The organism is Arthrobacter sp. EPSL27 (assembly GCF_001512305.1).
Lineage (GTDB): Bacteria > Actinomycetota > Actinomycetes > Actinomycetales > Micrococcaceae > Arthrobacter.
In genome coordinates this window covers 65,090-77,748 of record NZ_LNUT01000005.1, presented here as the reverse complement: position 1 = coordinate 77,748, position 12,659 = coordinate 65,090, and the positions used below count along the sequence as shown (strand labels likewise).

The 12,659-nt window shown below is 68.4% G+C and carries 10 protein-coding genes; 4 read left to right on the top strand and 6 right to left on the bottom strand.

Translation table 11 applies throughout. From position 1 onward, the window contains the following. The first annotated feature begins 85 nt into the window (after positions 1-85). Both AR539_RS11240 and AR539_RS11235 read left to right on the top strand, forming a co-directional pair. A complete protein-coding gene (locus AR539_RS11240; RefSeq protein WP_066436706.1) occupies positions 86-463 on the top strand; it encodes an ArsR/SmtB family transcription factor in 378 nt (125 codons plus the stop codon). Beyond that, positions 460-2,121, top strand: coding sequence for a SulP family inorganic anion transporter (locus tag AR539_RS11235; protein ID WP_066436704.1), 1,662 nt, complete (start codon positions 460-462; stop codon positions 2,119-2,121). The genes AR539_RS11240 and AR539_RS11235 overlap by 4 nt, the downstream gene beginning before the upstream one ends. On the opposite strand, the gene AR539_RS11230 is transcribed toward AR539_RS11235, so the two are convergent. From AR539_RS11230 to AR539_RS11210, 5 genes are all read right to left on the bottom strand, one after another. After that, on the bottom strand, positions 2,111-2,335 hold the full coding sequence (locus AR539_RS11230) for a DUF3188 domain-containing protein (RefSeq protein ID WP_066436702.1): 225 nt from the start codon (positions 2,333-2,335) through the stop codon (positions 2,111-2,113). The genes AR539_RS11235 and AR539_RS11230 overlap by 11 nt on opposite strands. Before the next feature lie 199 nt (positions 2,336-2,534). Next, on the bottom strand, positions 2,535-3,458 hold the full coding sequence (locus tag AR539_RS11225) for a DUF2797 domain-containing protein (protein WP_066436699.1): 924 nt from the start codon (positions 3,456-3,458) through the stop codon (positions 2,535-2,537). 25 nt (positions 3,459-3,483) lie between these two features. Beyond that, positions 3,484-4,347 carry an HpcH/HpaI aldolase/citrate lyase family protein gene (locus AR539_RS11220; RefSeq protein ID WP_066436697.1) on the bottom strand — a complete coding sequence of 288 codons (864 nt, stop codon included), beginning with the start codon at positions 4,345-4,347 and terminating at the stop codon, positions 3,484-3,486. 150 nt (positions 4,348-4,497) lie between these two features. After that, positions 4,498-5,448, bottom strand: a complete 951-nt coding sequence (locus AR539_RS11215; RefSeq protein WP_157361054.1) for an aldo/keto reductase — start codon at positions 5,446-5,448, stop codon at positions 4,498-4,500. Between the two features lie 44 nt (positions 5,449-5,492). Continuing rightward, a complete protein-coding gene (locus AR539_RS11210) occupies positions 5,493-7,199 on the bottom strand; it encodes a glycoside hydrolase family 13 protein (RefSeq protein ID WP_066436694.1) in 1,707 nt (568 codons plus the stop codon). A gap of 100 nt (positions 7,200-7,299) precedes the next feature. On the opposite strand from AR539_RS11210, the gene AR539_RS11205 reads away from it, so the two are divergent. Together AR539_RS11205 and AR539_RS11200 are read left to right on the top strand one after the other, a co-directional pair. Continuing rightward, entirely contained in the window at positions 7,300-8,499 is a 1,200-nt protein-coding gene (locus AR539_RS11205; RefSeq protein ID WP_066436687.1) for an ROK family protein, read from the top strand. 173 nt (positions 8,500-8,672) lie between these two features. After that, the gene (locus AR539_RS11200) at positions 8,673-11,600 is read left to right on the top strand and encodes an FG-GAP-like repeat-containing protein (RefSeq protein WP_157361002.1); all 2,928 of its coding nucleotides are present in this window, start codon (positions 8,673-8,675) and stop codon (positions 11,598-11,600) included. Between the two features lie 132 nt (positions 11,601-11,732). Here AR539_RS11200 and AR539_RS11195 read toward each other — a convergent pair whose 3' ends face one another. Then, positions 11,733-12,386 carry an NAD(P)H-binding protein gene (locus AR539_RS11195; RefSeq protein WP_066436678.1) on the bottom strand — a complete coding sequence of 218 codons (654 nt, stop codon included), beginning with the start codon at positions 12,384-12,386 and terminating at the stop codon, positions 11,733-11,735. Between the last annotated feature and the right edge of the window lie 273 nt (positions 12,387-12,659).

Genomic DNA, 12,659 nt, shown 5'->3' with positions numbered 1-12,659 from the left:
TGATGGAAACATCATTCCATCATTTCGCGGCGGTTCCGGGCCGGAGGGCCCTGGGTCCGCGGCGGCGAGAAGGCACAGGCAGCACATGATCACACCGGCGCAAACCCCCCTCTACGAAATCAAGGCGAACCTGTTCAAGGCCCTGGCGCATCCGGCGCGGATCCGCGTGCTTGAATTGCTGTCCGCCGCGCCGGACCACTCGGCCCCGGTCAGCTACCTGCTGGCCGAGACGGGCCTGGAGGCCTCCCACCTGTCCCAGCACCTCGCCACGCTGCGGCGGCACGGGGTGGTGACCTCGGTCCGCTCCGCGAACGCCGTGACCTACCGGCTGGCCCACCCGAAGATCGCCGAACTGCTGGCCATCGCCAGGACCTTCCTCCTCGACAGCCTGGCCGACTCCAACGAACAGCTCAGGCTGGCCCAGGGGCTGCCCAGCGAGCATCTGCAGAGCTCCGATTCATGAGTGCCAAGCCGGGTCAACTGGGCCGGTTCCTGCCGTCCCGCCGCGACTACGGCGGGCTGCGCTCCGCCTGGAAAACGGACCTGCTGGCGGGCATCACCGTGGGCATCGTGGCGCTGCCGCTGGCGCTGGCCTTCGGCGTGAGCTCCGGCGTCGGCGCCGAAGCAGGGCTGATCACCGCCGTCGTGGCCGGCCTGGTGGCCGCCGTCATGGGCGGTTCGCACGTCCAGATTTCCGGGCCCACCGGAGCCATGGTGGTGGTGCTGGCCCCGGTGGTCGCCGCCCACGGCGCCGGCAGCATCGCCTTGGTCTCCCTGATGGCCGGGCTGCTGGTGGTGCTCCTGGGCATCAGCGGGCTGGGCCGGGCGGTGGCCTTCATCCCCTGGCCCGTGGTGGAGGGCTTCACTCTCGGCATCGCCGCGATCATCTTCCTCCAGCAGGTTCCCCTGGCCACCGGCACCGAGGGGACACCGGGCCACAACACCCTGCTGGCTGCCATCGAGAGCGCTTCCCAGGCCACCTTGCCCACCGTCCTCCAGACGCTCGGCGTCGTGCTGGGGGTTGCGGCCGTGATGCTGCTGCTCCCGAAGCTGAACAAGGCCCTGCCCGCCAGCCTGATCGCCGTCGTGCTGGCCACGGCGGCGGTGGAACTGCTGCAGCTGGACATTCCGCGGATCGGCGCCCTGCCGCACTCCCTGTCCGCACCCTCCCTGCCGGCCCTGGATCCGGCGGCGCTGGGCGGGCTGCTGATGCCCGCCGTCTCCATCGCGCTGCTGGCCGCCATTGAATCCCTGCTCTCCGCACGGGTGGCCGCCGGCATGGCAGGACCCGACGGGAGGCCATCCGGGGCCTACAACCCGGACCGGGAGCTCACCGGACAGGGCCTCGCCTCCATCGCGGCAGGATTCTTCGGCGGCATGCCGGCCACCGGCGCCATCGCCAGGACCGCCGTCAACGTCCGCTCCGGGGCCAAGACCCGGCTATCCGCGATCGTGCACGCCCTGGTGCTGCTGGCCATCATCTACCTGGGGGCGGACCTGGTGGGGAAGATCCCGCTGGCGGTCCTGGCCGGGATCCTGATGGTCACCGCCACCCGGATGGTCTCGCGGCACACGGTGACGGCCATCCTGCGCTCCACCCGGGCCGATGCCTTTGTATTTGTCCTGACGGCGCTCATCACCGTGGCCTTCGACCTGATCGTGGCCATCGAGATCGGGCTGGTGGCCGCGGCCCTCTTTACCCTGCGGAAATTCGCCTCGCTCAGCGGGGTCAAACGTGAGGAGATCCCGGGGCCGCCCGAACCGGGGGATGAACACATTGCGATCTTCCGGCTGGACGGCGCCATGTTCTTCGGCGCGGCGGAACGCGTGCTGCAGGAGATCAGCCAGGTCAAGGACATCCAGGTGGCCATCATCCGCCTGTCACAGGTCCGGATGCTCGACGCCACCGGGGCGCACACCCTGGTGGAGGTCATCTCGGCGCTGGAGCTGCGCGGCGTGACGGTCCTGCTGAAAGGCGTGCAGCCGCAGCACCTGGAGCTCGTGACCAACGTGGGGGTGATCCGGTCGCTGCGGCACCACAAGCACCTGTTCGCGTCCCTGGCCGACGCCGTGGAGCATGCCCGCAGCCACGTCCGCCGGAACGCCGCCGCTAGCGTTTGAGGTTTTTGCGGATCGCCTGGCCGCGGACCACAATGCCGGCGATGTGCAGGACCAGGCCCGCGCCGATCACGGCCAGGGAAGCCACGGCCAGGTCCTGGTTGCCGGTGGAGTTGCCCACCAGGTTCAGGACAATCCCGATCCCCAGGAGCCCCATCGCGCTGAAGACCAGCACCTTGTAGGTGGTGGACGCGGTCTCCCAGAATTCTCTCAGCACGGTGCCATTCTACTGGGGTCCGCCGTCGCCCCTGCGACGCGGTTCGTGCCTGGCGACACCCGGAAGGCCCGGCGACGCGGGTGTACCGGCGCGTGCGGCAGGAAGCGCATCGCCGGGCACGGCGCGCGTCGCCGGGCACGGCGCGCGTCGCAGGGCACGGCGCGCGGGGCGGGAAGCGCGTCGCCGGGCACAGGCCGCGTCAGAAGAGGGATTCCTGGACTGCCGGAACGTCCGTGCCGTGGTCGCCGAGCTCGATGCTCCGGGCTTTCAGCAGGCCGAGGTTGACGATGAAGCCGAGGTCGGCGCCGTCGAGCCGGGCGAGGGCGATGCTGCCGCTCAGCGAGTCGATCCGGAACCCGTGGGCCCCCTTGCTGAGCTCCTGCGGGTAGGCGTGCCGGGCCGCCGGCGCGCAGGCCGCGTCCGAGAACCGAGGCCGCTGCCACGCCTCGTCCACCACCTCGAAGCCGCCTCCCCCGGCGCCGGCCAGCAGACCGCGGACCTGCTCCGCCAGCCTGCTGTTCCGGGCATCCAGGTCGGCGGCGGGGGCCGGCCCGGCCAGGGCCGCGGCCTTGGCGGCCGACCGGACCTGCTGCGGAAGGCCGGCGTCGCGGGTCACCATGTCCTCCAGGAGCCGGACGATCCGGCCGTCGTCGGCGCGGGCCACATAAGGGGCGACGACGGCGCCCTGTTCGGCGAGCCGCTTCCACTTCCGCAGGTCCGCGGCCGTGCCCACCTTGCTGGCGCCGCCGGCGAAGGTGGCGACGTAGAGCCAGTGCGGCTGCATGAGGTACGCCCGCAGCCCCGGCGGCACCCGCCCGCCGCGGTGGAAATCGTGGATGAGCCGGGAGTCGTCCAGCACGAAGCACCGCTCGCACTGGTTGCCCTTGTCGGCGCGGGCCCGGGCCGGGCAGGGGACGTGGTCCCGGTCGGCGGGCCCGTGCACCCTGTGGTGGCCCAGGCAGTGCTTGCCGCCTGCGGCGAGGCGGAAGCCCAGGCGCGTACCGGCGTCGAGCGGCAGGTCGGTAAAGCCGCCGTCGGGGTCCTGCAGGCGCAGCACCGGGTGCCCGGCGCCCGGTTCCGCATCCCAAAAGACCCCGTGGACCAGATAACGGGTATCGGCCACGGGGTCTCCTTGGGTTCGGGGCAGGCTACAGGGCCGGCTGCACCCCAAAGGCTACCGCGAGCTTCATGATCTTCTCGGCGCGGCCCAGTCGGGGCAGGTCCGAGCCGTCGCGGATCACGCGGCCGTTGGCCTCGAAGTCGGCCATGAAGTCCGTGGCCCAGGCGACGTCGGACGGTGTGGGGCTGATGACCTCGTTGATGACGTGGGTCTGGTCGATGGCCAGGCACAGCTTGCCGGTCATGCCCATCATCACCGTGATGCCGGTCTGCTCACGCAGGATGGGGTGGTTGGTGCCGACGGTGGGCCCGTCGATGGGGCCGGGCAGGTTGCCGACGCGGCTGGCAACCACCAGCTTGGCGCGCGGGTAGGCCATGGCCTCCGGGGTGGCGGCCATGCCGGTGTCGCGGCGGAAGTCGCCCGAGCCGAAGGCGAGGCGGAACGCGCCCTGGGCCCTGGCGATGTTGTTCGCTTCCTCGATGCCGACGGCGGACTCCACCAGCGGGATGACCGGGGTCTTGCCGTCCATGCGGTGGAAGCTCTCGGTGACCTGGTCCGCGGACTCGGTCTTGGCGAGCATCACGCCGAGCAGCCCGGGGGTGCCGCGGAGGCCTGCGAGGTCGTCGGCCCAGAAGGGGCTGGTGGCGTCGTTGATCCGGACCCAGGCGTTGCCGCCGGCGGTCAGCCAGTCCACGACATTCGCGCGGGCGGCATCCTTCTGCGACGGGTCCACCGCATCCTCGATGTCCAGGATGATGGCGTCCGCGCGGGAGACGGCCGACTGGTCGAAGAGTTCGGTCTTCATGGCGTTCACCAGCAGCCAGGAGCGGGCGATGTCAGCCGGAATGTTGCGTTGAGGCCGGACAGTCCCGGCGGTGGTGGTGGATGTCATGTATCTACGCTAGCCGCTCCAAGGTGTCCCCCGCGAAGTATTCCGGCCCCCGCAGGCGACCATTACGACCAAAATCACATCCCTGTGCAGCCAACGGGCAGTTAAGGCCGTTTCCAGCCCTCAAACGGCCTTAACTGCGAGCCAGTCGGGTCAGGGGATGTTGCTGCCCCGTGCCGTCACCCAGAGCCGGTACCACTCGGTGCGGGTCATGGCCTGCGCCACTGCGGAGGCGCCGGCGCAGGCCTGGATCCGGTCCGGGTTGGCGGTGCCGATCACGGGCGCGATGCCGGCCGGGTGCTTCATCAGCCAGCCCAGCAGGACCGCTTCCACGGTGGTGTTGTATCCGGCGGCCAGCTGCGCCACGAGGGAGGTGGTGGCCTCCTCCGCGGCCGAGGGGGCCTCGGCCGGCGCCCCCGTGTAGAGGCCGCGGGCCAGGGAACCGTAGGCCTGCAGCGTGATCCCGTGCCGGACGCAGTGCTCCACGGTTCCGTGCGGGAAGCTGTAGTCCGTGCCCTCGGCGTGGTTAACCAGGACCGTGCTCTCCAGCCAGGCGCGCTTGAGCAGGCTCATCTCCAGCTGGTTGGCGACCACCGGGGTCTCCAGCCGGTCCTGCAGGACCTCGATCTGCGCACCGGACATGTTGGACACGCCCAGCGCCCGGACCTTGCCTTCAGCCATCAGCTGCCCGACGGCGGAAGCCACCTCGGCGGGGTCCATCAGCGGGTCCGGGCGGTGCAGCATCAGCACGTCCACGTAGTCCGTGCGCAGCCTGGCCAGGCTGCCGTTGACCCGCTCCAGGATGGCGTCCCGGCTCAGGTCGTAGTACGCGTTCAGGCCGCCCTCGCCCAGCCGGATGCCGCACTTGGTCTGCAGGCGGATGCGTCCGCGCAGCCCCGGGGTGGCCGCCAGCACCTCGCCGAACACGGCCTCGGACTTGCCGGCACGGTAGATGTCGGCGTGGTCGAAGAGGGTGATGCCGGCATCGAGGGCGGCACTGACCGCCGCAGCCGCCTCGTCCACGTCCGCGGACGAGTACGGCTCCGGCGACCAGCTGCCGCCCAGGCCCATGCAGCCGTAAATCAGCTCCTGGGCAGGTGTCAGCTCCTGGGCCTGGTGCGAAGCCTGGGCGGCGCGTTCCGGAGAACTCACCGCAGCCAGACGGTGGTGTTGCCCGGGAGGAGGTTCTCCTCGAGCGGTCCGCTGCTGAGCAGCACCGTTCCGGCGGGCAGCTCTACGGGCTCGTCACCGAAGTTGGTGATGGTCTGCCAGCCGCCGGGGCGGCTGAAGTGCAGCACGTCGGGGCTGGCCGTGGTGTGCCATTCGAGTTCTTCGGAGGTCTGCAGCTCGCGGCGCAGCTTCAGTGCCTTGCGGTAGAACTCCAGGGTGGAGCCCTCCACCCCGTCCTCGGCGGCGACGGCGTAGCGGCCGAACCAGGCCGGCTGCGGCAGGTGCGATCCGCCGTCGCCGAATCCGAAGGAGGTGCCCTCGGCGGTCCAGGGCAGCGGCACGCGGCAGCCGTCCCGGCCGATCTCCACGCCCTTGTTGCGGAAGAAGGTGGGGTCCTGGCGCTCGGCGTCGGGGATGTCCGCGACTTCCTGCAGCCCCAGCTCCTCGCCCTGGTACAGGTAGGCGGAGCCCGGCAGGGCCAGCATCAGCTGGGTGGCCGCGCGGGCCCGGCGCAGGCCGAGTTCGATATCGAGCTCCTCGGCGGGGGCGCCGGCGAGCAGCCAGCCCTTGCCGTCCTGGCCTTTGGCGTGCTTGCCGCCGCCCTTGGGCAGGCCGTAGCGGGTGGCGTGGCGGACCACGTCGTGGTTGGAGAACACCCAGGTGGACGAGGCGCCGGACTCGGTGGCCTCGGCGAGGTTCCGGGTGATGATCTCGCGGAACTCGTCGGCGTCGAAGTCGGCCTGCAGGAGGTCGAAGTTGAACGCCTGGCCCAGGCCCTCGGGGCTCGCGTAGCGGCCGCGGCGGCTGGCGTGGACCCAGGCCTCGGCGACGGCGGTGCGCGGCGGGTTGTATTCGTTGAAGACCTCGCGCCACTCGACGTAGATCTCGTGGACCTCGTCGCGGTCCCAGAACGGGTGCGAGCCGTCGTCGAAGCCGTCGGTGCCGGAGTTGGCCTCGCTGAGTTCGACCTTGGACAGGAGCGGTTCGGTGAGGTCCTTGGTGAGGGCATGGGCGACGTCGACGCGGAAGCCGTCCACGCCGCGGTCGGACCAGAAGCGCAGGGTCTTGAGGAAGTCGTCGCGGATTTCGCGGTTGGACCAGTTCAGGTCGGGCTGTTCCTTGGCGAAGATGTGCATGTACCACTGGCCGGGGGTGCCGTCCGGTTCGGTGATGCGCTCCCAGGCCGGGCCGCCGAAGACGGATTCCCAGTCCGACGGCGGGATCTCGCCGTTTTCGCCTTTGCCGTCGCGGAAGATGTAGCGCTCACGCGCGTCGGAGCCGCGGGGGGACGCGAGGGCTTCCTGGAACCAGGCGTGCCGGTTCGAGGAGTGGTTCGGCACGATGTCCGCGATCAGCTTGATGCCGGCGGCGTGCAGGGCGGCCGACATCTCGTCGAAGTCCTCGAGGGTGCCGAGCTTGGGGTCCACGTCGCGGTAGTCGTCGACGTCGTACCCGCCGTCGGCGAGGGCCGAGGGGTAGAACGGGCTGAGCCAGACGGCGTCGATGCCGAGTTCCTTCAGGTACGGCACCTTCGCGGTGATGCCCTTGATGTCGCCCAGGCCGTCGCCGTTCGAGTCGGAGAAGCTGCGCGGGTAGATCTGGTACACGGACGCCTGGCGCCACCAGTTGGGGTCGGCGGCGAGGTCGGAACCGGACAGGGTTGCCAGCGTGGCGGTGTTGGACAAAGGAAATCCTTCGGGGCTCGGAACTGGGTCTGATAATTTAGATACAAGCTAAATATATTGCCTGAACAATTATGTGTCCGGATCAGGAAGAGGTCAACATTTGAAGCCGACGGCGGCCGCCGCAACGCCCCAGCTCCTGCGCCGGGTCAACGCCCAGTCGGTGCTCGGCTTCATCCGGAACACGGAGTCGGCCACCGGCACGGAGCTGATGAACCACACCGGGCTGACCCGGGCATCGGTGATAGCCGTCTGCGAGGACCTGATCCGGCGCGGCTGGATCCGCGAACTGGACGCCCGCGGCGAGGACCAGCCCGCCGGGCCGCGCAAGGGCCGCCCCGCCCGGCGCTTCGAATTCAACGCAAAGGCAGGATTCGTGCTGGGGATCGACATCGGCGCGGCAACCACCACCGCCGCGGTCGCGGACCTGCGCGGCACCGTCGTCGGGCGGTCCAGCGAAGGCTTCCGGGCCGCGGACATCCCGGCGGCGGAGCGGATCGACGTCGTCGACCGTGCCTGCCGCGGGGCACTGGCCGCCGCGGGGACCGGGCCCGGGTCCGTCCTGGCCGTAGGGGCCGGCATCGCCGCGCCGGTGGACCGCGACGGCAAGGTGCTGGTCACGCAACACTTCTGGAGCCTGTTCGACGTCGGGCTCCGCGCCGCCCTGCAGGACCTGCACGGGTGGACCGTGCTGCTGGAAAACGATGCGAACCTCGCCGCCCTGGGTGAGCGCTGGCGCGGTTCCGGCGCCGGCGTCGACGATCTGGTGGTGCTCCTGGCCGGTGAGCGGCTGGGCGCCGGCGTGATGGAGTCCGGACGGCTGCTGCACGGCCGCGGCGGCGCGGCGGGCGAAATGGGGTACCTGGACCTGGTGGCGGGCGTCGGCTCCAGCGACGGCATCGCCAGCCTGGCCCGGCAGTGGTCCGCGGCCGCCGGCGGCCCGGCAGCGGGCGGCCCCGCGAGCGCCCGCCGCGTCTTTGAGGACGCAGCGGCCGGGGACCCTGCGGCGCTGGCCATCCTGGACAGGATCGCGGACCGGATGGCGCGGGTCATCGCCACGGTGGCGAGTTTCATCAATCCGGAGCAGGTGGTGCTCGGCGGCGCCGTGGCCGATTCGGCGCAGGCGCTGCTGCCCGGAATCACCGCGCGGCTCCCCCGGCTGACGGCGACACCCCCGCGCGTCACAGTCTCGCCGCTGGGCGACTCCATTGTGACGGTCGGCGCCGTCCGGCACGCCCTGGACTATGTCGAGGCAAACGCCCTTGAGCTGGAGCTAAGCCTTAGTGCGGGACCCCGGTTATGACGAGCCGGTTGCCGGCTTTGCTCAAGATTCGGCAACGATTCACTACCGAAGACGAAAGTTTGCTGCAAGTTGCCTGATCTGGCCGCGTGCCCTCCGTAGACTGACCTCACTTCCCGGTCTCCCGGCCGCCCTGCTGAGCCTCAGCGGGGCGGCGGTCTCATGAAAGACATCAAGTGAACTCAATACGGAAGACGACAGCGCTTCTGACGGCGTTGGTCGTCACCTTCGCCTCGCTCACCACCGTGACGATCGCCCCTGCCCTTGCTGACCCGACGCCGGCTCCCGCGACAGCCTCGCCGGCTCCCGCGCCGGCGACTGCCGCTATCCCCGCCCCGCCAGCTACAACGCTGCCTGCCGCCCCGGTAGAGACAGCGGCCACCGCAACCGAACCGGCTGCGGAAAGCGCTACTACCGAGGACGAGCATGGGCACTCGGTCTATTCCGACGCGGCGGGTGACAAACCGCTGATCGCCCACACGTTCGAAACCCCGCTTCCCACCGGCCCCAAGGGCGTGACGGCCCGGAAAAGTTCCACCGAGGCGTATTCGATTGCCCGCAGCGGCGATATCAAGGTCAAGCTGGTCATGGTGCAGCTGGCCGACCGGAAAGCCACGATTCCCGAAGCGGATGCCCGGGCGGCGATCACCACGAGCAGCACCTACTGGCAGGCCATGTCGAACGGCAGGCTCTCCATGAGCGTTGCCAGCGTCGAAAACAGGACCAGTAAGGCCACGTCCACACAGAGCTATTCCTCGATGATGAACACCATCTCGGCGGAGATCGGCTGGGTCCCGAGTTCATACACCGCATTGGTGGTCTTCGTCTCCACGCCCACGCTGTCCGATGGCGCCTACGGTGCCGGCTGGAGCTATAACGGCACCAGCGGCCGGGTGCTCATGCCCCTCCCGGCAACGCTGACCAATAGTGTGCTGACCCATGAATTCGGGCACGTCCTGGGATTGATGCATGCCAACCGGCTCCGCTGTGGGGATGGATCCGTGGACACCGCCAGCAACGCGGATGGGTCGTTCGCCAACCGCACCTGCAGCATCGAGGAATACAAAGACAACCTTGACCTGATGGGTGTCTCCCAAGTCAGCCAGCCGGTGGTGAGCTCCCCGACGTATGAATTTGGCGGATTCGGCTCCGGCAACGAGGTTAGGAACCTGGGGAAAGTGGTCGGGAAGAACTCGTACCAGCTGAAGGCCTGGGGAAGCGCGGACGACCACCGTGCCATCAAGTTCACGGATCCAGTTAGCGGTGAAGGCTATTACATCGAACTCCGCCTGCCGATAGGAAACGACGCGCCATCGGCGCTTGGCGGCAACCGCGGCGTCAAGGTGGTCCAAAGCTACGGTGCCGGTTCCATCGCCCTGCAGCCCAGCACCACCACCTTCAACGGTTACTACAGCTACAACCAGACCTGGCAGCCGGGGCAGACGTTCAAGACCCACGCCGGGACCAAAGTGACCATCGACTGGATCTCGAGTTCCGGCGCCGGGATCACCATTGACACCCTCCCGGCCGCCAAGCCGCTGCTGGTGGCCCCAGGCGACTTCAACGGGGATGGAATTTCCGACCTCATTCAGCGCAAAATCAACGGCGAGCTCTGGCTCTATCCGGGCGATGGCACCGGCAGGTCCCAGGCCGGCCAGCGGATCGGAACAGGGTGGGAGATCTTCAACAGCATCCTGGGCACCGGGGACTTCAATGGTGACGGCAAAAACGACCTAGTTGCTAGAAAATTTGATGGATCTTTGTGGTTCTATGCAGGCACGGGCAGAGTGTCCGGCGGCAGCGAAGGCTACCTTGCCGGGGTGAAAATCGGTGACTACGGCTGGGAAACCTTCACGTCGCTGCTAGGCGTCCGCGACTTTGATGGTGACCGCAAACCGGACATCCTGGCCCGGCGGGCAGACGGCGTGCTGATGCTGTACCCCGGTACAGGCACGGGCCGGCCGGGAACGCCACGGAACATCGACTACGGCTGGGAGATCTTCGACCAGCTGATCCCAATCCAGGACTTCAACGGCGACGGCACCAACGACTTGGCCGCCAGGCGCCCGGACGGGTCCCTCTGGCTGTACTCAAACACCGGCGCCGCCAAGCTTGTTAGCCCGCAGAAGATCGGCACCGGCTGGGGCATCTACACCACCATTACCGGCACCGGCGACGCCAATGGAGACCGCACCGCAGATTTCGTGGCAAGCCAGCCCGACGGGAATGTCTTCTTCTACGCCGGGACCGCCATGCGGGACGAGGGATACGGCAGCGCGCGGAAGATCGGAAACTATGGCTGGGAGGTGTTTGATGCCTTGACGGCCACCGAGGACCTCAATGGGGATAGGATTGCTGACCTGCTGGCCCGCAAGCCAGACGGCAGTCTGTGGTTCTACGCGGGTAACGGTAGCGGTGCCTACGGATCGGCCCGAAAGATCGGCGAGTACGGCTGGGAGGTTTTCAATTCCCTGGTCGGCGTTCGCGACTTCACCAGCGACGGCAAGAACGACCTGCTGGCCCGCAAGCCCGACGGCACGTTGTGGCTGTACCCCGGCACGGGGCGGGTTGATGCCGGTAATTCCGGTTTCTCGAGTCCGAAACGAATCGGCGACTACGGCTGGGAGGCCTTCACTACCCTGGTGGGTACCGGAGACTTCAACGGGGATGGCAAGAACGACCTCGTGGCCCGGAAGGCGGACGGCTCCCTCTGGCTCTACCGTGGCACCGGAACCATCAGCGGAAGCAACGTCGGATACAACGGAGCCGTAAAAATCGGCGACTATGGCTGGGAGGTCTTTGACCAACTGTTCGGCACCGGAGACTTCAACGCAGACGGAAAGAACGACCTTCTCGGCCGGATGGCGGACGGAACCTTGTGGATGTATCCGGGCAACGGCACCGGCAAGCTCGCCGCCCCGCGCCGGATCGGAACCGGCTGGCACGTGTTTGACACCATCCTGGGCGCCGGAAAGCTCAACTCGGACGGGTTTCCTGACCTGGTGGCCCGCGAGCCAAGCGGTTCGCTCTGGGCCTATTCGGGGACTGGCATGCAGCCGAATGAGGGCTACCTCGCCCGTGTCTTCGCCGGCTCGGTGTCCTAGGACCTGAGCACTGGGGTTCGGCGCTGAGGAGCGCCTGAGGGGAAAGAAAAGGACCGGATCGCCCAGCGATCCGGTCCTTTTCTTCTGCATGCCTGGCGCCGGGGCTCCCGCACGCTTTGGCTTCGCCTTGGCCTAGGCCTCCAGGGCAGCGGAGAGGGGCAGGGAGCCGTCCCGGAACTCGATGGTGCGCCCCGCCTTAGCCGGCATACCCAGCACGGCCGCAGCAACCAGGGCCACGTTGGCACGGGACGTTTCGGTGCCCGTGGAGGTATCCGACGGGTTGACGTCGATCAGGCCGTTCCCGGGCCCGTCAGTGAGCGCTCCAGGGCCCAGGATGGTCCATTGCAGGTCCGTGCCGCGCAGGTAGGCATCGGCGGCCGCCTTGGCCTCCGCGTACGCGTAGAAGCCGTTGTCCTCGGGGACCCCGTGGTCGCGCCCGGCGCCGAAGTAGGACACCATGACGTAACGCCCGACGCCGGCCTGGGCCGCCGCGTCCATCGACCGGATGGCGGCGTCCCGGTCCACGGCGTACGTGCGCTCCGGGCTGCCGCCGCCCGCGCCCGCGGACCAGACCACGGCGTCGTGTCCCTGGAGGGCCCCGGCGATGTCCTCCGTCGTCGAATTTTCAACGTCCAGGACCGCCGCTGTGGCGCCGGTGGCCTCCACGTCGGCCCGGTGTTCGGGGTTGCGGATCAGCGACGTTACGTCGATGCCCTCCCCGGACAGGATCCTGGACAGTTCCAAAGCCACTTTGCCGTGGCCGCCGATGATTGCGATTCGTGTCATGGACCCATTCTGTCCCACAACCCGATGCCCTATCACGTGGCGGGGTTATCCGGCCGGGTTAAGCCCTGTTGAGTCTCATGACTTAATGGACATTTCTGTCTCAAGACATCGTGGACAGTGTGTCTCAGGACATCGTGGACACTCTGGCCGGTTTTGCTCGGATCATGAGCAAAATGCACCCCGATATCAAGATCCGGCACTTGGTGGCGACATGGCCTGACCACGCCGAGAGGGGTGCGGTTACACAGTTCTGTCGCCGCCATAAGGTGTCCC

Bases quoted from the DNA above. Each gene is read 5' to 3' on its own strand.
- AR539_RS11195 (WP_066436678.1), bottom strand. From the start codon at position 12,386: ATGACACGAATCGCAATCATCGGCGGCCACGGCAAAGTGGCTTTGGAA.
- AR539_RS11220 (WP_066436697.1), bottom strand. From the start codon at position 4,347: ATGACATCCACCACCACCGCCGGGACTGTCCGGCCTCAACGCAACATT.
- AR539_RS11240 (WP_066436706.1), top strand. From the start codon at position 86: ATGATCACACCGGCGCAAACCCCCCTCTACGAAATCAAGGCGAACCTG.
- AR539_RS11235 (WP_066436704.1), top strand. From the start codon at position 460: ATGAGTGCCAAGCCGGGTCAACTGGGCCGGTTCCTGCCGTCCCGCCGC.